The organism is Companilactobacillus kimchii DSM 13961 = JCM 10707, from assembly GCF_001435445.1.
GTDB lineage: Bacteria > Bacillota > Bacilli > Lactobacillales > Lactobacillaceae > Companilactobacillus > Companilactobacillus kimchii.
Genome location: NZ_AZDH01000017.1, coordinates 320513 through 345963, shown reverse-complemented (window position 1 = coordinate 345963; position 25451 = coordinate 320513). Strand labels below are relative to the sequence as shown.

Below are 25451 nucleotides of genomic sequence, written 5' to 3'. Positions count from 1 at the left end.
GTATAATTATGTTAGTATTATTTGTGAGCAAAGGTTCGTGCTAAATCTTTGTTAGATGATTTTATGATTACATAAGAATATAAGATTGATGGTAGTTCCTCCCTGAGCTGCCATTTTTTTGTGGTCTCAATTTGCTAAACTTTGTTCTATCAATAATGGTGTTGCGTTCTATGGTATAATTTTTTGTAATAAGCTATTTAGGAGTTTTTAGTATGAATTACAATGTTAGTCAACAAAAAGAAATTGCCCAATATGCAGTAGAGCATGATAACAACTACAAAGCTACTGGTGAAAAGTACGGAATTTCATACCAACAAGTAGCTGCATGGGTAAGAAAGTATAAGAAATCACAGACAAAGCCAGTGAAAAAGGCTGAAAAGACTTCTCAAGCACAACAAGGGTCACGACCCAACATGCTAGATGTCTTGAGCCGTAAGGATCCTGTTTTAGAAGCTCAACTACATGAAGTTAAGAAGAGATTAGGACTGTTATAATTATGAAGAAAATCATTTTTGTCTGTTTAGGAAATATCTGTCGTTCGCCGATGGCAGAAATGATGATGAAACAATTAGTTGACGAACAGAATTTGAATTCATCAATTAAAGTTGAATCACGGTCTACATCAACTTATGAAATTGGTAATGCGCCTCATCCTGGTGCTATTGCTGAACTGAAGAAAAGAAATGTTCCTATTATTAAGCATGTTGCTAAGCAAATAACTGCTCAGGATTTTGATGAGGCTGATTTAATTATCGGTATGGATGACCAGAATATTATTGATTTGAAACAAATGGCGCCTATCTCTGATAAAGATAAAATCCATATGGCCTATGAGGCTTTAAATAGTAACGCGGTAATTGAAGATCCTTGGTATGATCACAAGTTTAATCGGACTTATCATCAGTTAGCAGAAGTTTTGCCTGTTTGGCTAGAAGAATTAAGTTCCTAAAAGTCAAACTCTATTTGAGATTTTGACTTTTTTGTTATGGAGGTTGTATGATGCATCAATCATTGTGGAACCAGTTAAGAAATGCTTTTACCAAGAAAGAAAAAGATAATAATACTATTTTAACTAATGATATTAATGATCCTCAAAATAAGGCACGAAGTAAGGACGAAGAGACGAGTGATTTTTCACAGATCTTAAAGCCACAAAATGTCAGAGTGGATGTCTCTGTTTCTTCGAAAAATGAGTTATTACACTATTTGGCCAAATTTTCCTGTGAACAACAGTCAGGTTTGGATGAAGAAGAGATATATGGTCGGTTCTTACTGCGTGAACAACAGGCATCAACTAATTTAGGCGATGGTATTGTTTTACCCCATGTTATTGATGATTCAATTAAAGACCTGACCATGTTGGTTATAAAACTTAATAATCCAATTATGTGGGATGATGAAAAAATTGATATGGCTATCAGTTTGTTAATTCCTAAGAGCGAGCCTGATTTTTTGCATGTAAAATATTTGGCCAGTATTTCAATTTTGTTACTAAAACCAAATTTCCGTTATGCATTAAGTGAAACTACGAGTCCCGAACAAATAGTCAATATGTTTATTAATAGTAATAATCAAAATTAAAAAAACAGATAATAATGTTATAATAATTGAGTTATTTATTGAGAATATTGGAGGGATTATTTTTGAGCCAGTTAAGTGTGTTAAATGTTGTAATTCGACTCCTATTGGCCGTGATATTTTCAGGTGTTATTGGATTGGATCGGGCGTATAAACATCGTCCTGCCGGTTTAAGAACACATATTTTAGTCTGTTTAGGTGCCTGTATTATTGCGATGATTCAAAAAAATATTGGTTTTGATGCTTTGGAAATGGCACGCCAGTATCCACAATATAAAGGTGTTTTACGGGCCGATGATGCTCGTTTAATAGCTCAGGTAGTTAGTGGTATCGGATTTTTAGGTGCTGGAACAATTATTGTAGAACATCACTCGATTCGTGGTTTAACAACTGCCGCCAGTCTTTGGGTAGTTGCTTGTCTAGGAATTGCTATTGGTATGGGTGATTACATTATTGCTATAGTTGGTTTCTTAGTTGTTTATGCAGTATTGGGCTTCTTGAAAAAGATTATCAAAATCAGTCCAGTGCGAAAACTGAAGATTGAGTATAAACACAAATTAGATACTAAGAAGTTTATTGATGAGTATTTTCAAAGACATGATATAACAGTTGAAGGTGTAAGATTTAGCGTATCTAACTTTAATGATACAAAGATTTATACTAATGTTTATTCAATTGATTTCGGAAAAAATATCGATTATGTTGACATCGTTGAAGGATTGTCAATGAATGAAAATGTTATTAAGGTAGAAACGATTAATGTTTAAAGTAAGAATATCCCTAAATTAACTTAGAGATATTTTTTTATGCTTATTTTTAATGATGACTTATTTAAATATTTTAGTCTGGATAATTCGTTGTAATTTGTCTAGACCTTTGCTATCTTTTGTAGTTGGGGGAATTAAATGATAAGAATTTTACGATCCAAATTGTTAATTGCTTTTTTATGTACGCTATTGATACTAATAGGTTATTTGTTGTTATCAAAAAATAAAGTAATTGGCAGTAACCGTGAAAATATTATTTTAGTAGGTGAATCGAAGCAAAAGCAGCAGAGTATTTCGGAATTTAGTGATGAGAGTAAGAAATACTCTTATGTTTCTTTTGACAATTTATATGAGAATACAACTTTATATTTTGGATCGAAGATTTTTCAATTTGGACATATTAAAAAATTAGATCCAGAAGATAAGTATATGTTAGTCGCGTTAGATGGCAACGACGCTTCAAGGGTTTGCAAAGTGAGATACACTGATTCAAATTTTGCTAGAAATATTAGCAGTTTGCAGGAAGATGATGCCGTGAAATTTTATGGTGAAGTTCTTTCAGTCGACAATTATATCAATGAAAAGGGTCGTCAAATTAGACGTCCGGTGATAAGTGCTAATTTCATACAACTAAAAATAAATGAATAAGGGGAAATTATGAAATTATATAATAGTATCTTAGATGATAATTTTGAATATTTGATGTTTCAAGAGTTAATTGATTTAAGAAAAATGGAATCAGAAGTTCTACCAGACTAGTTCAAAATCTAAATTGTCAGGAAACAGTTAATGCAAACCGAAATAAAACAATAGCCTCAATGAACCCAAAGTCGGGTTTGTTGAGGCTATTATTTTTAGAATACAAAAACCCTCCAAACTTTGGATGGCAAATATCCAAAATGGAGGGCACACATTTATGTCAAAAGGGTTCTTAAAGAAATAGTAAAAATTAAATGGCATTTCACTTATGAGAAGTGACATCAAACAAGAGAAGTTTTAATTACTACTTTTTAGATTCCTTTTTATTCTTAGCAGATTTTTTATCTGCGGAATCTACGCGTTTTTCGTTTTCTTTTACATCATCGGGAAGAGAGGCAAACTTATCAAACAAACTGCCAAAATCACTTTCGCGTTTCACTGTTAAGCCCATCGGTATCAGCCCCTTTCAAGTTTCTTTATATCTACTGCTATTATATAGCCTTTCAAAAAGAATAACAATTATTTAGATAAATTAAATTAGTTAACTTTTTTAATTTTTCCCGTAGCAATTGGTAAAGTAGTGTGAGCATCATATTCGCCGACAGCTCCTGCAACACTAGTAGGTAATTCTAGACTATCAGGAACACCATGAATATAAATAACACGCTTATCTAATTCTAGATCATCAGTGCCAAAGACTTCTTTGAACTTCTTTTGTAAGTCTCTTAATGGAACGTCAATTTCGTAAGCAAAATGTCCGTTTTTATCAGAGGTAGGGTAATTGTCATTAGGAACGTTCATGTTTTGAGGAGCATCGTCGAAAGGAACCATCGTCGTACCAGAAACGGCTTCGGTTTCAGGTAAATCAACTAGACCATCGTGATTGGAATCTTGATCCATAGTGGCAATTTGAGCTGCTTTACCGTCTGGGAAACCATGAAAGTGTTCCCAATGTTGAGTATTCTTTGGTGTATCAAACATTTCTATTTTAATATGTAAGTTATCTTCGGTTTCGGTAAAAAAAGCATTTCCGTGAGCTTTCGTACCAATGAAATCATCGTTAAGTGGAACAATTTCTGCTTTATATTCTTTGATCATAATATTATCTCCTAACTAAATTGTGCACAAATCTATTTTACAAAATTTATTTTATTCTTAAATTATATAAATGCAAATAAAAGCAATTGGAATTGGAAAATGTAACACTTCATTTGACAATTATTCAGATTAACTTAAGATTAAATAAGTTCGGACTATAAGAGGGAGGGATATTTATTGGCAACTGAATATCTTGAACATAAATTAAGCCTCTTACCACCACGTCCTGGATGTTATTTAATGAAGGACATTAATTCTAAAATTATTTATGTGGGTAAGGCTAAAAATTTACGTAATCGGGTACGTTCTTATTTTAAAAGTTCACACGAAGGTAAGACTGCTCGTCTAGTATCAGAGATTCGTGATTTTGAAACAATTATTACTTCCAATGATAAGGAAGCTTTTTTGTTAGAAATTACTTTAATTCAAAAGCATCAACCATATTACAATATTAAATTGAAACGTGGTACAGGTTATCCGTACATTAAAATTACTAATGAGCGCGATCCTAAGATGGAGATTACGGGTTTAGTTAAAAAGGATGGTGCTTACTATTTTGGGCCTTATCCAAATGTTTGGGCCGCCTCTAATACCCTAAACTTTTTACAAAAGGTCTATCCATTACGCAGATGTCAGGGAAATTTAGGACGGCCTTGTTTGTACTATCATATGGGTCAGTGTTTAGGAGCTTGTTTCCAAACAGTTCCTAAGGAAAAGTATGATCAGCAAATTGAAAAAATTAAAAAGTTTTTAGGTGGTAACGTTGGTGAAATCAAGCATCAATTGGAAGATCGCATGGAAACAGCTTCAGAAAAATTGGAATTTGAAAGAGCTGCTGAATTAAGAGACCAAATCAAATATATTGAAACTACAGTTGAGAAACAAAAAATTATTTCCAATGATAGTACGCCTAGGGATATCTTTAATTATTATGTTGAAAAAGGTTGGATTTCAATTCAAATATTCTTTATTCGTCAAGCTCGTTTAATGAAGCGCGAGAAAAAAGTTTTTGCTTGTATCAACACACCAGAAGAGGAACTATCAACTTTTATCCTGCAATTCTATAATCGTCGAAATCAGGTTCTACCTAAAGAAATTTTGGTACCTGATAATTTGGATAAAGATACCTTGTCTCAGGTTTTAAATATTCCATTTAGAACACCACAACGTGGGCAGAAGCGAGATTTGATGGATATGGCGGCTGAAAACTCCAAATTAGTTTTACAAGAGAAGTTCCGATTAATGGAGTTGGATAATCGTCAAACCTATGGAGCTCAGAAACAAATTTTTGAGGCACTTGATTTGCCATATGGTCATATCATTGAATCATTTGACCACTCACATATACAGGGAACCAGCCCAGTTTCAGCAATGATTATGTTTAAAGATGGTCGTCCAGAAAAGAGTGGCTATCGTAAATATAAAATTAAAGGTGAGGTTGAACATCAGTCAGGTGCTGACGAAGCAGCTAATACACGTGAAGTTATTTATCGTCGTTATTCAAGATTGATTAAAGAAGATGATCCATTACCTGATTTGATTTTGATGGATGGTGGTATCATTGAATTGCGTGCTGTAATGGATGTTCTTACTAATGAGTTGGGAATTAACATACCTGTAGCAGGAATGGTCAAGGATGATCACCATAACACCTCACATTTAATTGTTGGTGAAGAGGGAATTGAGGTACCATTGGACCGTAAGAGCCAAGGGTTCTACTTGTTACAAAGAATTCAAGATGAAGTGCACCGTTTTGCAATTACTTTCCATCGGAAGACTCGAAGTAAGAATGCTTTATCCTCACAGCTTGATAATATTCAAGGTGTAGGTCCGAAGACGAGAACTAAACTATTGAAAAAGTTTGGGTCAGTTAAAAAGATGAAGGAAGCCTCAGTTGAACAGTTAACTGACTTGGGAATTCCTAAAACAACGGCACAAACAATTAAAATAACGTTAGCAAGTACAGATTTTCATAAGAAGTATCATAAAGGTTAAAAGGGAGAGATTTGATGATTACATTGAAGTCAGAACGAGAAATTGAAGGTATGCGTGAATCAGGTAAAATATTAGCCGGAGTCCATTTAGGCTTACGTGATATGATCAAACCTGGTATTTCAGCATACTCAATTGAGGAATTTGCTAATGATTATATTGTTAGTCATGGTGCTGTTCCTTCTGAAAAGGGATTTGAAGGTTATAAATATGCTACTTGTGTGGATGTAAATGATGAAGTTGCACATGGTACGCCACGTAAGGATTTGATTTTAAAAGAGGGCGACCTAGTTAAAGTAGATATGACTGTTAGTTATAAAGGTTATCAAAGTGACTCTTGCTGGAGTTATGCCGTTGGTTCAGTTAGTCAAGAAACATCTGATTTGATGGAAGTTACTAAGAAATCATTATATTTAGGAATTGCTCAAAGTATTGAGGGCAATCGCTTAGGTGATATTGGATATGCTATTCAACATTACACTGAGGATGAACATGGCTATGGAGATGTCAGAGAACTCTGTGGACATGGTATTCAACCAACAATGCATGAACAACCTGATGTTTTACATTATGGTGAACCAGGCAAGGGATTACGCCTTAAGAACGGTATGACAATTACAATTGAACCTATGATCAATGAAGGAACATGGGAAATTGTTGATCGTTCGTTGGATGACCCTAATGATGATTGGATCTATTACGCTAGTGCTGATGGTTCATGGTCTGCACAATATGAACATACTTTGGCTATTACAGAGGATGGTCCCAAAATTTTAACTTCACAAGATGCTGCTGAAGATGCAAAATATATGAAATGGGCTCAAGAGTATTTAAAAGAACATAAGCAAACAAAATAATTAATAAACATAAGAATTGCCGTCTAATATTGGATTGAAATATACCAATATGGACGGCATTTTTTTATTTAAGACATTTCTTTACATGTTAACTTTTTAACAATATAATTGCTTTACTTTTAAATGAACACAAGGAGTGAGGGAAATGTCATATTATCGTGTAACTTCCAATGGAGTAGAACCAAGTGATAAAGTTGAGGGCAATTGGTTGGTCTTAGAAGAAGATAAATTTTCTAAAGCTACTTTGTTAAAAATGGTTGATGAGTTTTCGCTACCAAAAGAATTGTTCAGTGCTCGTAATGCTGCGGAGGAAGTTTCTAGATTGGAATATCTACGTGATACTAGGTTGAATGATCCAATTTCATTAGTACTAGTAGATTTAAAAGCTGATACAAAGAGAACAATTGAAGAACGATTGGAGCCCGTTACCATTGTGAAATCAAACGAGTTATTAATAACACATGTATGTCAAGGTTCTTCTTTAATTGATCACCTGTTACAAAGGGAACAAAATAATATCAAAAATTTTGAGCAAGTCATCGCGCATTTGGCCTATACAACTTATAATCATTTCATCGCTGAATTGGCGAATATTAAAAGGACTATTGATGATTTAGATCAAGCGGCTCGAGGAAAATCTGGTAAAGATGAATTAGTTCGTTTGACTGATACGCAGAGGAAAATAGTCTATATTGATCAGACACTTCAAGATCAAAGGGAAACATTAGATGAATTGATGAAAAATGAAACTTTTCTACGAAAATTGGCAGACGAGAAAATTAGTTATGATATTAAATTACGTCAACGTCATGCAGAAAAAATGATAGGGGTCTATCGTGACCTTTTAGATAGTATTAGTGATTTATTTGTTAGCATAATGGATCGCAGTTTGAATAACTTGATGAAATATTTAGATTCAGCTGCTTTGATTATTTCCATACCATCACTCTTTGCGGGTATTTGGGGGATGAACGTAGGAGGATTACCCGGAACCAAATCTAAACTGGCCTTTTTACTAGTAATGCTTATTTCCGTATTAGTTTCGATAGTATTTGGTATTTATTTAAGGAATAAGGATTACTCTTGAACAATTAACTATAAATGTAAAGGTGAAGTGTTCTAAAGCTGTTAGATATAATCTAACAACTTTAGAACACTTTTTTTATGATTAAATATTCTTCAGATTTATCGTTGGGTCCATGAAGCAGAGAAAAAGGATTATATATCCGCCGTGTTGGATCGGACCAGTGGCTAAATATTATCCTGTGCAATTGAACAAAAGCATGTCTTGAAAAAGACAATTGTCACGACAATGCCCCAATTAAGGTTTTTAATTTGCTCAAAAGAGAAATGTCTTTACGGGTATAATATCGATGACCTAGCTGAATTAAAGAATTTGGTCGTTAAATATATTAATTGGTACAACAATAAACGTATTTCTTTAAAGAAAAATGGATTGTCCCCGTAGAATACAGGGAACAATCCATGATTTCTTGAAACTTATAAAAATGTCTAACTTTTTTTATTGTATTTCATAAGGAATTGCTTTTTCTTTGAGTTTTATCTTTGAATGACCTCATTTAAAGCAATGAACTCATCAGTGGCGACACGATAGTATTTCTCTTCATTATCTCCTAAGTAGGCGATGCGGTCGTATTTCCAAGCTGAATGAGCTCCTAAGCCACGATTAGAGATTAATTTGGCATCAGAACTAACCAGAGTAGTGAATTCTTTATCTTTAGTTTCAACAATACCGGATTCAACTTGGTAACGATAAACGGTTTTAGCATCAACCCATTCATTCGTAGCAACGCGGTAGTAAATCTTACCATCTATCTTAATAGTTTGATCAAATTTCCAATCGGAATGCTTACCCAATTCTTTATTAGTAATAGGCTTCATTTGGCCTTTTTCTAATTGATACAATTTAACGTATTGTTTCATAGTACCAACGAATCCATTCATTTTGTCTGGATTAGGGTTTGGAGTTGGATTAGGGTTTGGAGCTGGATTAGGGTTTGGAGCTGGATTAGGGTTTGGAGCTGGATTAGGGTTTGGAGTTGGATTAGGGTTTGGGGCTGGATTAGGATCTGGAGTCGTTACTGGGGGTTTAGTATTATTACCATTACCCTCATCATCCGTAATCAGTTCATATTTAACTTCTTCATCAGTAGTGATAGTCCCATCTTCATTTACTTTAGCAGTTACGGTTTCTTTATCAGGTTTGTACCCATTAATTTGAGGAACGTTAACAGTGATAGTTTTCCCCTTTTTACCAGTAACATTTAGAACTGTTTGTAATCCAAGATTGGAATTGATGTGTACGTTAGCAGTTACGGTAGAATTAGCTTCTTCTTCAGAGTAACCATCTGATTCATAGTAAATAGAGATGGTTTGTTTACGGCCAGCAAATAAATGGTGTATATCCATGTCGCGAATATAATAATGTAGAGCTTGATTAAAAAAATCTTCAGTTGTGGGTTCATCTATCCCGTTATTTCCAACGTCAAAAATAGTTTGATGGAAGGCCTTACCAGACATCGTAGTTACACCCAATTGTGGGAAATAAGAGTAATACACGTCAGTACGTGTCTTATTATTATTTAGCTTAGCTGTTGATGGATCTGGTAATATTTCACCAGTCTGCTTAGAAAGCTTTGTATAAATATCAGCCGTAAGGCTCTGTTTGGAGAAAATTTTACCGTCCAAATAGACATTTAAATTAAAAATAGTCGGTTCAGCTTTTTCTAATTTAACAGTAAATTCGGCATTGTCCTTGTTAATCTTGTCAGGATCATATTCTTTAACAATTGGCTCTTCTTTAAAACTTATTTCAGTCGGATTTGAAGGGTTCACGACATTAGCAATATTATCAAAATCAATAGAAACAGCGTCAAAATGTCCCTTTAATAAATAGTCTTTTTGGAGAGAGACTAAATCTTCAATTGTGAAATCTTGTTCACCAGATCCAAGAGTATCATCATGAATCTTTTGATAAATTTCTTCACCAGTATCTTTGAAGATATAATGAACATTGGCATCACCATGCATTAATTCGTAGGTAATATGATCAACTTTTTTAGAATCATCTAGTAGGGAAAGCGTCTGAGTACTGTCGTCATATTGTAGTTGCATGTCAGAACTAACGCTTTCGTAGCTAAGAGAACCTCCCCAACTAGTAGTAATTTCTAAGCCATCGACTTGAAAATTAGTTTCTTTATTATCCTTTAATTCAGCAATTTCTTCATCAGTAAGATTAACGTAAATGTCATCTAATTTAGTATTAACATCTTTATTTGTGGAAGGGATCACGATGCTGGTGTCAGTATTTAACTGATCCAATGAGATTTTATCGCTTAATTTAATCTTGTTAGTACGTGGTTCTTGATTATTAGTACTTTTACCTTCTTGTGTTTTTGTATTCTGAACGACTTCAGTTTGGATATTTTGTGCACTAGCAACTGTTTGTTGCACAATAGGAGCCGTAAAACCTCCTAAAATAATAGCTGATAGTAAGATTGTTTTCTTTTTCATAATAAACTCCTTGCGTTTTGTGGTAGGGAATTTTCAAACCATTTGGTTTGTAAGTGGTTTCAGTATAACAGAGAAAATAGCACTGTAAGCGTTAAATAACGTGTTATATCAACAAACAATTGCAATCTAAAAATTACTTTATGGAAAATTATTTCAGATAATGAGAAAAGAATTATAAAAGCTAATGAGAATAAAAAAAGGATAAGAATTCAGTAATCGAGTTGGACTACTAAATTATTATCCCTTATGTCCTAAGATTAGATTTTTTTAAAATTTTTGTTTTATCTGAAATAAAGGATAAAAATAATATTAATTAAGATAAAGAAGGTAAGTATGATGTTATCTTGCAAAGTGTCAGATGAAATTAAATTAACAGTACCAAGACCTAAAATTGACGGTCCTAAGTTGTTCAAATTGTTGGATGGGCAACGAGAATATTTTGAATATTATTTACCATGGTTAAAGTTAACTAAAGTGGCGAATGATGAAGTGGAGTTTTTACAGATGACTAACCGCCATATGGGGATGAATGATTCATTAAACCTTGTAATTTGGTATCAAAATGAAATTGCCGGAATGATTAGTTTTAATCATTTTGATCATTTACGAGCTAGTGCCGATATTGGTTATTGGTTAGGTAAGAAGTTTCAGGGGAGAGGTATTGTGACAAGAGCAGTACAATGTTTTGCTAACTTGGGTTTTGAAGATTATGGTTTAAATCGCGTCATAATCCAAGCAGCAGTTGATAATGAAGCTAGTAATGCGGTGGCCAAAAGAGCTGGCTTCATTTTGGAAGGAACATTACGTCAAAATGAACTATTGGACGATGGCTTTCATGATGAGAATCTATACAGTTTGCTTAAAGAAGATTTATAGTAGTGACTCCAATTGGAAAATTTTAGTAATTTATTCCAAATAAAAAAACTATTTAGCTAACTTCCTAGTCAGTTAAATAGTTTTTTGTCCGTTTATAACGGGATTTATTTATTTTCTTTTTTAGCAGGTTTCCAAACACCGTAGATAACACCAGAAATTACAGCACCGATAACAACAGCTAATAAGTAAAGTAATGGTTTGTTAGCTAATGGTGTAACGAAGATACCACCGTGAGGAGCAGGAACGTTAACGCCCCATAGTTGTGTCAAACCACCACCGATAGCAGAGCCGATAACACTTGATACGATAACGTGCAATGGATCTCCGGCAGCAAATGGAATAGCACCTTCAGTAATGAATGATAAACCTAAAATGTAGTTTGAAAGACCGGCTTGTCTTTCTTGTTCAGTAAACTTGTTCTTCCAGAATGTTGTTGCAATCGCAATAGCTAGAGGAGGAACCATACCACCAACCATAACGGCAGCCATCAAAGCACCATCTTGGGTTGCAGTAAATGTACCAATGGCAAATGTGTAAGCAGCCTTGTTGAAAGGACCACCCATATCGATAGACATCATACCACCAAGTAATGTACCTAAGATAACAGCATTACCAGTACCCATTGATTCTAGGAAGTGAGTAATAGCGGCATTAACAACGGCGAAGATTGGATCAACAGCAAAGTACATGATAGCTCCAGTGAAGAGCAGTCCTAGTACTGGGTAAATCAAGATAGTCTTAAGACCAGCTAGTGAGTGAGGCAGGTTCTTGAGCCATTTCTTTAAGAAAACAACTACCCATCCAGCAATGAAACCAGCTAGAAGACCACCAATAAAGCCGGCAGGACTCTTGGAACTAACTACAGAAGCTGTAGCTTGGGAAGCCATGTAACCACCAACGAAACCAGGTAGCAAGGCAGGACGATCACCGATTGAAACCGCGATGTAGGCAGCTAGAACAGGGATCAAGAAACTGAAGGCGTAATTACCAACATTATTAAAGAAGAGGAACCATTGTGAATGAGCACCAACGGAGTTTTCCAATAGGAAGGAAATAGCCATTAAGATACCACCACCAACAACGAATGGAAGCATATTGGAAATACCATTCATTAAATCAGCGTAGATTCTTGACCAAAGTGACTTCTTTTCTTCAGTGTCTTCTTTTTCTGCGGTAGCACCACCCTCAGCATGGAAGACAGGAGCTTTTTGTTCAACAGCTAAGTTGATTAATTCTTCGGCTTTGTTGATACCATCACTAACAGGACGGTTAACTAAGTGCTTGCCATCAAAACGAGGCATATCAACTTTCTTGTCGGCAGCGATGATAACACCATCAGCACGGTTGATTTCGTCGGCGGTTAACTTATGCTTAACACCTTCGGAACCATTAGTTTCAACCTTAATGTCGATACCCATTTTTTCAGCTTGTTCTTTTAGAGCAGCTTCAGCCATGTATGTATGAGCAATACCAGTAGGGCAGGCTGTAACAGCAACAACATAAGGTTTCTTGTCATCAGAATCGCTAGCTTGAGCGGCAGCCGCTGCTTTAGCTTTTTCTTTCTCTTCGTCAGCTTTATCCTTGGCTTCCTTTTCTTTCATGGCTTTATCAAATAATTCTTGAACTTCATCAGCTGTTTTAGCAGCCTTTAGGTTCTTGACCAATTCAGGATTGATTAGAAGTGATGATAGTGCGGCAAGAGCTTGCAAGTGAAGATTATCAGCACCATCTGGAGCAGCAATCATAAAGAATAGGTAGGCTGGTTGGCCATCTAATGATTTATAATCGATACCCTTAGCACTTTTAGCAAATAAAACTGTAGCACGTTTAACAGCTTTATCACGAGCATGTGGCATGGCAATTCCTTCACCGATACCAGTACTTGTTTGTGCTTCACGCTTTAAAATATCTGCTTTGTATAATTCTTTGTCATCAATAACGCCGACTTGATAGTACTTATCAACCATTTCTTCAATGGCATCCTCTTTAGTAGTAGCTTTCAAGTCCATGATCATGGCGTCTTTTAACAATAGTTGCTTTAAGTCCATTATTAAGAGTCCCCCTCAATTAGATTTCTGTAATAGAAATTTCCTTATAAACTTCGTCAATTTTTTCTTTAATAGCTATGTCTTGACTGAAGGCAGTAGCTGATCCACAAGCAGCACCCATATGGAAGCTTTCAATAGGATCGTTTGTTTCCATGAATGTACCAGCAAATCCGGCAATCATAGAGTCGCCGGCACCAACTGAATTGATGACAGTTCCTTTAGGAGCATTTGCCTTATAGGCTTTATCCTTAGTAACTAGTAAAGCACCATCTCCAGCCATAGAAACTAAGACATGCTTAGCCCCTTTGTCCAAAAGTTTTCTAGCGTAAGTAATGATTTCTTGTTCATCTTTGAAAGTAACGTCGAACAAGTCAGCTAGTTCATGATGATTTGGTTTTACGACTAATGGGTGTAGTGGCAAAGTATCCAACAGGGCTTGACCAGTAGTATCAATGATGAATTCGGCACCTTGCTTTTGAATTTTTTCAGCAATATCTAAATAAAAATTAGTATTGAGATTTCTGGAAAGGCTTCCAGCCATAACAACGATATCACCCTTGCCAATTTCACTTAAATTATTCATGAAATTAGTTTGTTCTTCATTGCTGATGGTAGGACCGGCACCGTTAATTTCTGTTTCCTCGTTTTGTTCAGTAGCGTTAATTTTGACATTGATACGAGTGTCTTCCTTAACTCTAGTAAAGGAAGTTTTTAGGTTGTGTTGAGAAAGCAATTCTTCAAACATTGAACCTGTAGCACCACCAACAAAACCAAGCGCTGTGGAATCAATATTAAGTTCCTTCATAATTCTAGAAACATTGATTCCTTTTCCTCCAGGAAGTTTAACATCGTTTTGAGTACGGTTAACTTCACCAGTATTTAAATTCTTCAATTGTAAAACGTAATCAATTGAGGGATTAACTGTAATTGTATAGATCAACTAGATTGCCTCCGTTATCTTAGTAAATTTTTTCAAAGCATTAGCTTCTTTTTCTGATAGTCTGCTTGTTATTAATGGAACTTCATCTAAAGTTGCAAAACGACTAAAACTAACTTGCGAAAACTTGGAACTATCGGATAGTACATAAGATTGATTCGATTGCGTGATCGCCAAACTCTTAATAGCTGCTTCTTCAGGATCTGGTGTTGTGTAACCAGCATCAATAGAAAAACCATTGGTACCGAGAAAAGCGCGATCAAAGTGATATCTTTCAAGTGTTTGAATGATGTTTGCACCAATCAATGCCTTTGTAGATGATTTTAACTTTCCCCCAGGAAGAAATGTGTTCACGTTATAATCGGCCAACATCGAAGCGTTGTCGACACTATTGGTAATGACTAACAAGTCGTTATGTTCTATTAAGTAGGGGATCATGAATTGAATGGTAGTTCCGGAATCTAAAAAGATTACTTCATGATTTCTAACTAAACTTGCGGCTGTTTGACCGATCAGTTTCTTTTCATTAATATGTACAGCTGCTTTTTGAGAAAGCGCTGGTTCCTCATGTAATGAAATGACGTTTTGAGCACCGCCGTGGATTCGTAATAACTTGTGACAATTCTCAAGATCTTGCAAATCACGACGCAAGGTAGATTCAGAAGCACCCGTTAATGGAATTAAATCGTGGAGTTTGACAATATTGTGTATTTTTAATTGTTCTAAAATAATTTGTTGTCTTTCTTCAGTAAGCACTTTCATCACCTCGCAAAAAATATAATACCTCCATATTCATTCAAAATCAATCATAAAAACTCAAAATCTTTCAAAATCTTCCAAAAGATATCAACCGATTAATAAATTTCTGGACAATCAATTATACTTCAAAGTATTATGAAGTATGTTTTTGTGCTAAAATTTAGAAATGATAATTAAGTTTAGAAAGGGGGATTTTAATGTTTGTAGATAACGTTAAAATCACCGTAAAATCTGGTAAGGGTGGAGACGGCGCTGTTGCCTTCCGCCACGAAAAGTATGTACCACTTGGCGGACCTTCAGGTGGAGACGGTGGTCGCGGAGGCGACATAATTTTAAAGGCTAATGAAGGTATGAATACCTTAATGGACTTTAGATACAAGAGAATTTTTAAAGCTCAACCTGGTCAAAATGGCCAAATCAAGGGAATGTATGGTCACAAGGCTGATCCAGTTTACATTGTCGTTCCTACAGGAACATCAATTTATGATGAAGATAGTGGTAGATTAGTCGGAGATTTAACCGAGAATAACCAAGAACTAGTTGTTGCTAAAGGTGGAGATGGTGGTCGTGGTAATATTCACTTCGCTACATCTAAGAACCAAGCACCAGAAGTAGCCGAAAATGGTGAACCTGGTCAAGAAAAGCATTTGAAGCTTGAATTGAAGTTGATTGCGGATGTTGGTTTGGTTGGATTCCCATCAGTTGGGAAGTCTACTTTATTATCTGTAGCAACTTCTGCTAAACCTAAGATTGCTGCATATCACTTTACAACTTTATCTCCTAATTTAGGAATGGTTAAGTTGGAAAATGGGCAAGATTTTGTTATTGCTGATTTGCCAGGATTAATTGAAGGAGCTTCTAACGGTGTTGGTTTGGGGATTCAATTCTTACGCCACGTTGAAAGAACTAGAGTTATCCTACATTTAGTTGATATGGATCCTAATAATGGTCGTGAACCTTATGATGACTATTTAGCTATCCGTAAAGAACTAGGTAATTACGATGCAAATGTTTTGAAACGTCCAGAAATTATTGTGCCAACTAAGTTAGATATTCCTGGTTCTGAAGAACGCTTGGCAGAATTTAAAGAGAAATTGGATGCTGATGCTGATATTTTCCCTATTTCAAGTGTTCAACATACAGGTGTTAAAGATCTGATGAATCATACTAGTGAAGTATTATCCAAGGCGGAACCAATTCACATTGATGTACAAACTGACGATTCTAAAGAATACAACTTTGAGCCAGAGAAGAAGCAATTTACTATTGAAAAAGATGCTGAACATAGTTTTGTTGTTAAAGGTGATCGAGTTGAATTACTTCTTCAAAGAACTAATTTGGATCATCAAGATGGAATTATGCGTTTTGCTAGACAATTGAAGTCAATGGGTATTGAAGACGCTTTGATTGAGGCAGGGGCCGAATCAGGTGATTCAGTTACAATTCTTGACTTTACTTTTGAATTTATTTAGGGGCTAGAAATAATGAATAAATCACCGAAAAGAAGATTTATTACTGGATTTGATGGACTACGTACTTTAGGGGTTATAGGTGTTATCATGTATCACTTAAATCCTAATGTTTTTTCCGGTGGATATTTGGGAGTGCCAATCTTCTTCCTAATATCTGGATACTTAATCACAGATCATTTCTTTAATACTGTAGATTATGGTGGTTCGTTTTCATTAAGTAATTTTTATCTAAAAAGAGTAAAAAGATTGTACCCAGGGATGCTGTTTGTATTATTAGCATCGGGGGCATATATTGTTTTGTTTTTAAAGAACTTGCTATACCATTTCGATCAGATTTTTGTGACAAATATTTTGAATGTCTATAATTGGTGGCAAATTTTTAATGGTCAGTCGTATTTCGAACGATTTGCCAATAATGAATCACCATTTACACATTTATGGACGTTGTCTATTGAAGGTCAATTTTATATTATTTGGCCAATTCTGTTGATTTTGTTTAGTAAATTCCATGTTAAAAAAGGCCGTATTTTTGGCTTTTCTATGATTGTTTCCATTGCATCAGCAATTTGGATGGCAATTTTATTTAAGCCGGGTGTTGACCCAAGTAGAATTTATTATGGTACTGACACAAGATTATTCTCAATCCTTTTGGGATGTGGCTTAGCACTAGTTTGGCCTGCTGAAAAATTAAAAGAAGGTCTTAAAAAATCTGATAAATGGAAATTGAATATTGTTGGTTTATTGTCGTTAGCTTTGATGCTGTTGATGATTTTCACAATTAAAGATTCTGATCCATTCCTTTATCGTGGCGGGATGTTCATCTTCTCTGTTACAACATGTATCTTTATTGCGGTTGTAGCTCATCCAGATTCTATGTGGAATGGTTTGTTATCCAATAAGGTTTTCCATTTTGTGGGTTCAAGAAGTTATGGATTATACCTATACCAATTTCCTGTTATGATCTTTTTTGAATCTAAGTTTAAAAATGTTGCAGATCATCCGATTTTATATCCGGTGATTGAAGTTATTTTAATTGTCTTAGTAACTGAATTTTCATTCAGGTTCGTCGAACAACCTTTGGCCCATGCTAAGTGGAGTGACGTTAAGAATTTCTTTAAATCTTCAACAGGAATTCAACGTATTTTAGCTCTAGTAATTGCTTTAATTAGTATTACAGGTTGTTACGGTGTAGTTAAAGCCGTTAGTGCACCAAATCCTAATGTTAACCATAGTCAATTGGCTAATAAGATTAATAAGAATGAAAAAGCTAATAAGAAAAAGAAACAGCAAGCTATTGAGAACCTGAAAAAGGCTAAAAAGAAACAGAATGCAACAGGTAAGATGTCAGCTGCTGACTATGCTAGATATAAGAAAGCAGCTAAAGATAATCCAATTAATACCGAATTCGAGAAGTATGGTTTAACACAGATCGACTTGCAGAGATTAAAGGATGTACCATTAACAGCTGTTGGTGATTCGGTTATGGCCGATGGATCAGATAATTTCTTGAAGTTGTTTGATGACAAGAAGGTCGTTGTTGATGCAGCAGTTAGTCGTCAATTGACTGCCAGTCTAGATATCTTACAGAAGTATAAAGATCAAGGCGTCTTAGCACCTAATGTCTTGATTGGTTTAGGAACTAATGGACCATTCAATATGCAACAGCTTGGACAAATTATGTCATTGGTTGGTCCACAACGTCATGTTTATTGGATCAATGTTCATGTTCCAACTAGACCATGGGAAAAGACCGTTAATGGTGTTCTAAGTCAAGCTCAAAGTAAGTATAAGAATTTGACCGTGATTGATTGGAATGGATATTCAAATGGACACACTGATTGGTTCTATGATGATAATGTTCATCCAAATCCGGACGGTTCAATGTATTACACATCCTTCGTGGCTAAGGAAATTTTGAAGTCATTGGATAAAAAGTAGAAGTAGAATAGGAATTTTTTATGGAATTAGAATTTTTAGGAACAGGCGCTGGCGTTCCATCAAAGGGCCGTAACGTTTCAAGTACAGCTCTAAAAATGTTGGATGAAAGAAATGAAGTCTGGCTGTTTGATGTCGGCGAAGCTACACAGCATCAAATTTTAAAAACGGCAATTAAGCCTAGAAAGATCACAAAAATTTTTATCACTCATTTACATGGGGATCATATCTTTGGTTTACCCGGTTTGTTATCTAGTCGTTCTAATCAGGGTGGAAATTCGCCTTTAGAAATATATGGACCAGTTGGGATCAAGCTGTTTGTTGAAACCTCCTTAAAGGTAACCGGTAGTAGATTAAGTTATCCTATCAAATATATTGAGATGAAAAACGGTGGGGAAATCTTTAACGATAAGACTTTCACTGTATATGCAGGCGAATTGAAACATCGAGTAACTTGTTTTGGCTATCGTGTGGTTGAGAAACCAAGGACTGGTGAACTTTTGGTGGATGATTTACAGAAGTACAATATCCCTAATGGTCCACTTTTCGGTCAATTGAAGGCTGGTAAGACGGTTACTTTAGAAGATGGTACGGTTCTAAACGGTAAGGACTTTATTGGTCCTGATAAGCCAAGTAAGGTCGTTACGATCATTTCGGATACTCGCTATACTCCAGAAATTGATAAATTATCACAAGATGCAGACGTAATCGTTCACGAATCAACTTTTTCTAACGATGAAAAGAAACTAGCTTATAATTATTTCCATTCAACTGCTACTCAGGCAGCCGAAGTGGCCAAAAGATGTCATGCAAAAGGATTGATTTTGACACATATTTCTGCTAGATATACTGGTAGAGGTGCTTTAGTTTTGCAAAGAGAAGCTCAAAGAATCTTTAAGAATACTAAAGTGGCTAGTGATTTTGATTTGTTTGAAGTTCCATTCAAATAGAAAAGAGGATGACTATGGTTAATTTATTGAATCAGACAGTTTTGGTTACAGGAGCATCTTCCGGAATTGGTAAAGATGTAGCTATTAATGCTGCAAAATCCGGTGCTAATTTAATATTAGTAGCTCGTAATGAAGATAAGTTGTTGCAGGTAAAGAACGAATGTATTCGTGTCGGTGCAGAGGGTGCTCACCATGAATACTTGAGCGTTGATATGAGTGATCCACAACAAATTACTGAGGGCGTAAAAAGGGCTTTTGAAATCACTGATGATATTGATGTCTTGGTTAATGCCGCCGGTTTTGGTGACTTTTCTAATTATCTAGAAACAGATTTTGATAAGATTGAAAAGATGTTTCGCGTGAACGTTTTAGGCTTAATGTTAATGACAAGATTAGTTGCTAGCAAAATGATTGATAATGGCCGCGGACATATTTTTAATGTTGGATCAATGGCTGGTAAGATCACAACTCCTAAATCAGCAGCATATGCAGCTACTAAAGCGGCTGTAATCGCCTTTTCAGACGGTTTAAGACTTGAATTGAAGCCATTAGGTGTATTTGTAACGACTATCAATCCAGGCCCTGTAGCAACTAATTTCTTCTCTGTGGCTGATCATAATGGAAACTATCTTGATTCGGTGAAAAATTTTGTGCTTGATCCAAATAAGTTAGCCTGGGAAATAGTTAATACGTTTAATAAAAATAAGCGTGAAATTAATCGTCCTCGTTATATGGAATTAGCAGCGGTACTTTATAAATTAGCACCAAGTTTAGGGGACTATTTTGCTTCAACACTTGGAAATCGCAAATAGAGGGTTAAAAAATGAGTAATAATAATGGTAAACAATCAAGATTCGTCATTGGATTAGTTATAGCTTTGATCGTGGTAATCTTTGCTGTGTTGAATGTAGATCCAGTTACAGTCAGTTTTGGTTTTACAAGAGTGAAGTTGCCATTAATTATTTTGATTATTGTTTCATTACTTTTGGGAGCACTGATCACATTGCTTTTAGCTAATACTGGAAATAAAAAAGAAAATAAACTTAATCGACATGCACAAAAACAAATTTCCAACGTAAAAGTGTCTCATGATAACCAAATTGCGGACGCTTTAAAGGAAAATAATACAAAAAAGCAAACAAAATAGGATTTTTGCTTGCTCTAATGTTTTTATGATAGTATTATATTAAACGTTAGATTTGATTAAGTAATATAAATAAAGGAGTTTTTAAATATGGCAGTTCCAAAGAGAAAATCATCAAAACAAAGAAAACGTCAAAGACGTGCACATATTAAATTGAACACACCAAACATGCAATTCGACGTTGCTACTGGTGAATATCGTTTAAGTCATCACGTTTCACCATCAGGTATGTACAAGGGTGAAAAAGTTATCAGTGATAACAAAGAAGCTTAATTAAAAGTCAAGTCAATTGGTCTTGGCTTTTTTTTAATATTTTTAATTAGATGGGGAAACAACTATGAAAAAATTAAAGTATTTATTGTTGTTGGTTATTCCGCTATTCTTTTTAATGCTCTCAGGGTGTTCAAAATTAAATTTATCAACGACTAAGAAGTCATATAGTGCAGATGGTTTAGTTGCTGTGGTTAAGGGTCAAGCTAATAACTATAAGAAACTGACCTATACAGTTAATGGCGAAACTAAGAAAGTAGCTGTAGACGGTGGACATTTTGCTATCTCTATACCTGTTTCAGCAAGTGATCAGAATGTGAGAATCAAAGCTGTTAATGGTGATAAGACAGAGACTAAGTTGGTTAAAGTAAAAAAAGCTAAGGCACTTGAAGATTACCTGACTTTTGCGCAATCGTATAATTATACATTGCTATCATTAGGACAACAAAATGATCAATTACAATTAATTTCTAAAAACGGAATTATAACGCATAAGAAGAATGATGGAACAAAGTGGTATTACAACGTTCAAAATAACCAATTAATGGGAATTGCAACAAAGTTCTCTTATAAAGATCTCAAATCTAAGACTGGTCAAAAGAATTTTGCTACAGATTTGATGATTGTTTCCAAGTTATTAGGAGCTGATGGTAAAAAAGTTTTAAAGGATTTTGCTAAGCAGACTAAAAATGCTGACAAGAATTCTACTAAGACTTCAATGGATCCAATCACTTCTAAGGGAGTTAATTATAATATTAATTTGACGACTAAAGATTTCTATATGTACATCACTAAGTATTAATTTACTTACAAAATAAAAACTTCAACTCTGAAAATTGAGTTGAAGTTTTTTAGTTATAATTTAAAAATTTTAATGGTACAAAAAAACGCTTAATCTAAATTAAGCGTTTTTTTCGGTCTTTGTTTCTTTAACAGAACTGTCGAGCATCAATGGAATTACACTGAAGATGACAGCGAATACTATACTAACAATGATAGAATAATTTGTATTGTAAGTTTGTTGGTTTAGGGCACCACCGATAAAACCGGCAACTTGTCCTAACATGATTGACCAGAAAATTACAGCAATATATCTCATTTCTTCCATCTCACTTTCTCAAGTAGTTTAGCACAAAATGGATTTTTACCCAATAAACTTCTGCTTGATTTTGATATAATTTTAAACAAAGGGGGCGTTAAATTGCAAGCCCAATTACAAGTCATTAGTAGTTATAGTTTATTGCATAGTCCTGCCAAATTGACGGAGATAGTCGATCAGGCTAAGGAACTAGGCTATAAGGCTATTGCTTTAACGGATATTAATAATTTATACGGTTCGATAGATTTTTATAAATATGCTCGTAAAGCCGGTATTAAACCTATTATTGGTTTAACAATTGAAACGCAGGGATTGATAGATGAACAGAATAGTTATCCTTTAATTCTATTGGCAAGAAATAATAGTGGGTATCAAAATCTTATTAAAATTTCTTCAGCAGTTATGTCATCCAAGAATTCTCTAGATTTAATAACTTTAAGAGCATATTTGAAAGATCTTTTTGTAATTACTCCAGCAAGTGGTGCAGAAGTTATTACAGTCGACAATAAAAAAGATTACATTCAAAAATTATTGAAGTTAATTGATAAAGAAGCTCTTTACTTAGGAGTAGGAATTTATTCTGAGCAAATTGATAATGTTCGAGTTATTAAAGATGTATCTAAATTGAATGGTCTTAAAATGGCAGCCTTAGGCGATGTACGCTATGTTAAGACTGATGACCATCTGGCTTACCAGGTAGTCAATTACTTGCGTACAGGACAACATTTTGACAATCTGGAGCAAGTTGTAGAGACGGGAGATCATTATTTACGTCCAGCAACTGATTTTATGTCTGATTTTTCAGAAGTTGATATGACAGATGCGGTAGAAAATACTGGTCATATTGCTGATCAGTGTAATGTTGAGATTGAATTCAAAGAGACAGAGCTACCGGAATTTGAAACACCTGATGGCAAATCTTCGATCCAGTTTTTAACAGAATTGACGCAAAGAGGGTTGAATAAACGTCTAGCAGGTCAAATTCCTAATGAATATACTCAGAGATTAGATTATGAATTAAGCGTTATTGATAAAATGGGCTTCTCAGACTACTTTTTGATTGTTTGGGATGTTATCAAGCATGCTCATGAAGTCGGGATTAAAACAGGTCCAGGGCGTGGTTCTGCGGCAGGATCATTAGTATCATACTGTTTGGGAATTACACAAGTTGATCCAATTAAATATGATCTGCTATTTGAACGATTTTTGAACCCTCAGCGGGTAAATATGCCAGATATTGATTTGGATTTACCTGATAATCGGCGTGATGAAATGGTTATGTATATGCATGACAAGTATGGTTCTGACCATATGGCACAAATCATCACCTTTGGGACTCTGGCTGCTAAGATGGCCTTACGTGATATTGCTAGAACATTCAGTCAAACACAGTTTCAGATGTCACAGTGGTCGAATGCCATTCCTAAAAAATTGAATATAACTTTACAAGAATCTTTTGATGAATCTAGTACTTTGAGAAATTTGATCAATAATTCTCGTGAAAATGAATTGATCTATCAAGTGGCTAAACGAATTGAAGGTATTCCACGACATTACTCCAAACATGCTGCGGGAATCGTTTTAAGTAAGAAAAAGATGACTGATATTGTGGCTGTTCAGCTGGAAGATGATGGCATCAATCTAACACAACAGACTAAAAATAATGTTGAGAGTGTTGGATTGTTAAAGATGGATTTCCTAGGTTTAAAGAATTTAACGATTTTGGATAAGGCTATTCAAATAATCTCAAGAGATTATGGTCGTGAATTTATTCCGGAGAAAATACCTCTGAATGATCCTAAAACGCTAGAATTGTTCCAGAGAGGGGCCACAGACGGAGTTTTTCAATTTGAATCAGATGGTATTAGGAGTGTTTTAAGACGGCTTGTACCGACTAGCTTTGACGATATTGTGGCAACTAATGCACTGTATCGTCCTGGTCCAATGCAAAACATTGCTACATTCATTGCACGAAAACATGGTCAAGAGCCAGTAACTTATCCAGATAAATCTTTAGAGGAATTATTGCGACCAACTTATGGTATTTTGGTGTATCAGGAGCAGGTTATGCAAGCATCGTCACAAATGGCTAATTTCTCGTTGGCAGATGCGGATATTTTACGTCGAGCTATTAGTAAGAAAAACGAACGATTGATTGAAGAAAACCGACAAAAATTTATTAATGGTGCTGTTGGTCAAGGGCATACTAAAGAATCGGCTGAAAAGGTTTATCAATATATCGAAAAGTTTGGTAACTATGGATTTAATAAATCCCATGCGGTTGCATATTCGATGATTGCCTTTTGGTTGGCCTATATCAAAGTTCATTTTGCAGATGCATTCTTCGCTTGTTTGTTGAATTCTAATTTGAACAATGAGAATAAGGTTTCAACTTATGTACAAGATGCTAAAGATCAGCAAATTAAGATTTTGAATGTTGATATCAACTTGAGCTCTTATGAATTTAGTTCAGCTAATAAAGCAATACGGTTCGGTCTGTTAAGTGTCAAAGGGATGCGTCGAGACTTAGCTCAATCGATTGTTGAACAGCGTGAAAAGAATGGACCATTTACGAGTGCGTTAAATTTTTTGCAGCGAATAGACCCAAGGTTTGTTAAGAATGATTATTTGGAGCCATTGATCTTGGCTGGTGCTTTTGATTCGTTTAATAAGAATCGTAAAGAATTACTATACGATTTTCGAGACTTAATAGAGAGCATCCAATTGGCAGGTAGTAATTTGTCACTATTTGATGTTCTAGATCCAAAAAAACACGAAGTTGACGATTTTACTTTGACGGAGAGACTCAATCAGGAAAAAGAATATTTAGGTGTCTATGTTTCTGGACATCCAGTTGAAAGATATCGTAGTAAACTATTAAACATTTCCACTAAGAAGATATCTGAACTGAAAATGGTTCAGAATATTTCTGTAAAAATTTTGGGACTAATTAAGAATTTACGAGTTATTAGAACTAAAAAAGGTCAGAGAATGTGTTTTATGACAATTGAAGACGAGTCTGGCAGTATATCAGTAACAATTTTTCCTAAAGTTTTTCAAAGGATTGAAAATATGGAATTAGATGGTAAAATTTTCTTGTTCGATGGTCACAGTAATGTGGGGCAGCGAGGTGATTTAGAATTTATCGCTGATCGACTAAGTGATCCTAAACAATATACTGTCCAATTACCAAGCGAGAAACTCTATCTTCGAGTTACGAAGAATCTTGATACACCTGATAATTTAGAGAAGTTATATCGTTTGATCGAACATTATCCCGGGAAAATGCCAGTTATTATTTATCGGGAAAAAAAGAAGCAAGCATTACTGTTGAAATCTAATCGTTGGATAGGCTTTAATAATAATGTGCAGAGTCAATTGAAAGATTTCTTAGGCGAAAAAAGTGTTTTCTTAAAAAAAGACTAACAAATTTGCT

General features: G+C 34.9%; 25 protein-coding genes. 18 read left to right on the top strand and 7 right to left on the bottom strand.

Annotated elements, in window-relative coordinates; all coding sequences use genetic code 11:
- Positions 1-212 precede the first annotated feature (212 nt).
- The 5 genes from FC97_RS08590 to FC97_RS08570 all read left to right on the top strand — a co-directional run bounded on the left by FC97_RS08590 (position 213) and on the right by FC97_RS08570 (position 2993).
- A complete protein-coding gene (locus tag FC97_RS08590) occupies positions 213-494 on the top strand; it encodes a helix-turn-helix domain-containing protein (RefSeq protein ID WP_054642313.1) in 282 nt (93 codons plus the stop codon).
- 2 nt (positions 495-496) lie between these two features.
- The gene (locus FC97_RS08585; protein ID WP_054642312.1) at positions 497-949 is read left to right on the top strand and encodes a low molecular weight protein-tyrosine-phosphatase; all 453 of its coding nucleotides are present in this window, start codon (positions 497-499) and stop codon (positions 947-949) included.
- A 47-nt stretch (positions 950-996) separates the two neighbouring features.
- Positions 997-1581, top strand: a complete 585-nt coding sequence (locus FC97_RS08580) for a PTS sugar transporter subunit IIA (protein ID WP_082397483.1) — start codon at positions 997-999, stop codon at positions 1579-1581.
- A gap of 62 nt (positions 1582-1643) precedes the next feature.
- Positions 1644-2345, top strand: a complete 702-nt coding sequence (locus FC97_RS08575; RefSeq protein WP_054642310.1) for an MgtC/SapB family protein — start codon at positions 1644-1646, stop codon at positions 2343-2345.
- Positions 2346-2483: 138 nt separating this feature from the next.
- Complete coding sequence (locus FC97_RS08570) at positions 2484-2993, top strand: hypothetical protein (protein ID WP_054642309.1); 510 nt, start codon at positions 2484-2486, stop codon at positions 2991-2993.
- Between the two features lie 355 nt (positions 2994-3348).
- Here FC97_RS08570 and FC97_RS13530 read toward each other — a convergent pair whose 3' ends face one another.
- A complete protein-coding gene (locus FC97_RS13530; protein ID WP_167593944.1) occupies positions 3349-3495 on the bottom strand; it encodes an SPJ_0845 family protein in 147 nt (48 codons plus the stop codon).
- 86 nt (positions 3496-3581) lie between these two features.
- Positions 3582-4142 carry a hypothetical protein gene (locus FC97_RS08565; RefSeq protein ID WP_082397482.1) on the bottom strand — a complete coding sequence of 187 codons (561 nt, stop codon included), beginning with the start codon at positions 4140-4142 and terminating at the stop codon, positions 3582-3584.
- 177 nt (positions 4143-4319) lie between these two features.
- On the opposite strand from FC97_RS08565, the gene uvrC reads away from it, so the two are divergent.
- From uvrC to FC97_RS13895, 4 genes are all read left to right on the top strand, one after another.
- Entirely contained in the window at positions 4320-6137 is a 1818-nt protein-coding gene (gene uvrC, locus FC97_RS08560) for an excinuclease ABC subunit UvrC (RefSeq protein WP_054642308.1), read from the top strand.
- A 14-nt stretch (positions 6138-6151) separates the two neighbouring features.
- Positions 6152-6991, top strand: a complete 840-nt coding sequence (gene map, locus FC97_RS08555) for a type I methionyl aminopeptidase (protein WP_054642307.1) — start codon at positions 6152-6154, stop codon at positions 6989-6991.
- Positions 6992-7136: 145 nt separating this feature from the next.
- Positions 7137-8078 (top strand): magnesium transporter CorA family protein, encoded by a 942-nt coding sequence (locus FC97_RS08550; protein WP_054642306.1) that lies wholly within the window; start codon positions 7137-7139, stop codon positions 8076-8078.
- 225 nt (positions 8079-8303) lie between these two features.
- On the top strand, positions 8304-8459 hold the full coding sequence (locus tag FC97_RS13895) for an IS3 family transposase (protein ID WP_082397481.1): 156 nt from the start codon (positions 8304-8306) through the stop codon (positions 8457-8459).
- Positions 8460-8551: 92 nt separating this feature from the next.
- On the opposite strand, the gene FC97_RS13525 is transcribed toward FC97_RS13895, so the two are convergent.
- Positions 8552-10525: a hypothetical protein gene (locus FC97_RS13525; protein ID WP_056968085.1), complete on the bottom strand. Its 1974-nt coding sequence runs from the start codon at positions 10523-10525 to the stop codon at positions 8552-8554.
- A 351-nt stretch (positions 10526-10876) separates the two neighbouring features.
- On the opposite strand from FC97_RS13525, the gene FC97_RS08540 reads away from it, so the two are divergent.
- On the top strand, positions 10877-11401 hold the full coding sequence (locus tag FC97_RS08540; RefSeq protein ID WP_225868677.1) for a GNAT family N-acetyltransferase: 525 nt from the start codon (positions 10877-10879) through the stop codon (positions 11399-11401).
- A gap of 104 nt (positions 11402-11505) precedes the next feature.
- Here FC97_RS08540 and FC97_RS08535 read toward each other — a convergent pair whose 3' ends face one another.
- Genes FC97_RS08535 through FC97_RS08525 form a run of 3 tightly spaced genes read right to left on the bottom strand, consistent with a single transcriptional unit; the run spans position 11506 to position 15142 of the window.
- Complete coding sequence (locus FC97_RS08535; protein ID WP_056968082.1) at positions 11506-13449, bottom strand: PTS fructose transporter subunit IIABC; 1944 nt, start codon at positions 13447-13449, stop codon at positions 11506-11508.
- Between the two features lie 19 nt (positions 13450-13468).
- Entirely contained in the window at positions 13469-14389 is a 921-nt protein-coding gene (gene pfkB / locus FC97_RS08530; protein ID WP_054642302.1) for a 1-phosphofructokinase, read from the bottom strand.
- Positions 14390-15142: a DeoR/GlpR family DNA-binding transcription regulator gene (locus FC97_RS08525; protein WP_054642355.1), complete on the bottom strand. Its 753-nt coding sequence runs from the start codon at positions 15140-15142 to the stop codon at positions 14390-14392.
- Positions 15143-15342: 200 nt separating this feature from the next.
- Here FC97_RS08525 and obgE point away from each other — a divergent pair, with 200 nt between their 5' ends.
- The 7 genes from obgE to FC97_RS08490 all read left to right on the top strand — a co-directional run bounded on the left by obgE (position 15343) and on the right by FC97_RS08490 (position 21718).
- The gene (gene obgE / locus FC97_RS08520; protein ID WP_054642301.1) at positions 15343-16617 is read left to right on the top strand and encodes a GTPase ObgE; all 1275 of its coding nucleotides are present in this window, start codon (positions 15343-15345) and stop codon (positions 16615-16617) included.
- A gap of 12 nt (positions 16618-16629) precedes the next feature.
- The gene (locus FC97_RS08515; protein ID WP_054642300.1) at positions 16630-18555 is read left to right on the top strand and encodes an acyltransferase family protein; all 1926 of its coding nucleotides are present in this window, start codon (positions 16630-16632) and stop codon (positions 18553-18555) included.
- Positions 18556-18575: 20 nt separating this feature from the next.
- Entirely contained in the window at positions 18576-19502 is a 927-nt protein-coding gene (rnz, locus tag FC97_RS08510; protein ID WP_054642299.1) for a ribonuclease Z, read from the top strand.
- Between the two features lie 14 nt (positions 19503-19516).
- Positions 19517-20314: an SDR family NAD(P)-dependent oxidoreductase gene (locus tag FC97_RS08505; RefSeq protein WP_054642298.1), complete on the top strand. Its 798-nt coding sequence runs from the start codon at positions 19517-19519 to the stop codon at positions 20312-20314.
- 11 nt (positions 20315-20325) lie between these two features.
- Complete coding sequence (locus FC97_RS08500) at positions 20326-20649, top strand: lipopolysaccharide assembly protein LapA domain-containing protein (RefSeq protein WP_054642297.1); 324 nt, start codon at positions 20326-20328, stop codon at positions 20647-20649.
- A gap of 87 nt (positions 20650-20736) precedes the next feature.
- Positions 20737-20919 carry a 50S ribosomal protein L32 gene (gene rpmF / locus FC97_RS08495; RefSeq protein WP_025085314.1) on the top strand — a complete coding sequence of 61 codons (183 nt, stop codon included), beginning with the start codon at positions 20737-20739 and terminating at the stop codon, positions 20917-20919.
- A gap of 64 nt (positions 20920-20983) precedes the next feature.
- On the top strand, positions 20984-21718 hold the full coding sequence (locus FC97_RS08490) for a hypothetical protein (RefSeq protein ID WP_054642296.1): 735 nt from the start codon (positions 20984-20986) through the stop codon (positions 21716-21718).
- Positions 21719-21817: 99 nt separating this feature from the next.
- Here the strand turns inward: FC97_RS08490 and FC97_RS08485 are convergent, their stop codons facing one another.
- Complete coding sequence (locus FC97_RS08485; protein ID WP_054642354.1) at positions 21818-22015, bottom strand: YjzD family protein; 198 nt, start codon at positions 22013-22015, stop codon at positions 21818-21820.
- A 102-nt stretch (positions 22016-22117) separates the two neighbouring features.
- Here FC97_RS08485 and dnaE point away from each other — a divergent pair, with 102 nt between their 5' ends.
- Positions 22118-25441 (top strand): DNA polymerase III subunit alpha, encoded by a 3324-nt coding sequence (gene dnaE, locus FC97_RS08480; RefSeq protein WP_054642295.1) that lies wholly within the window; start codon positions 22118-22120, stop codon positions 25439-25441.
- Positions 25442-25451: the final 10 nt, after the last annotated feature.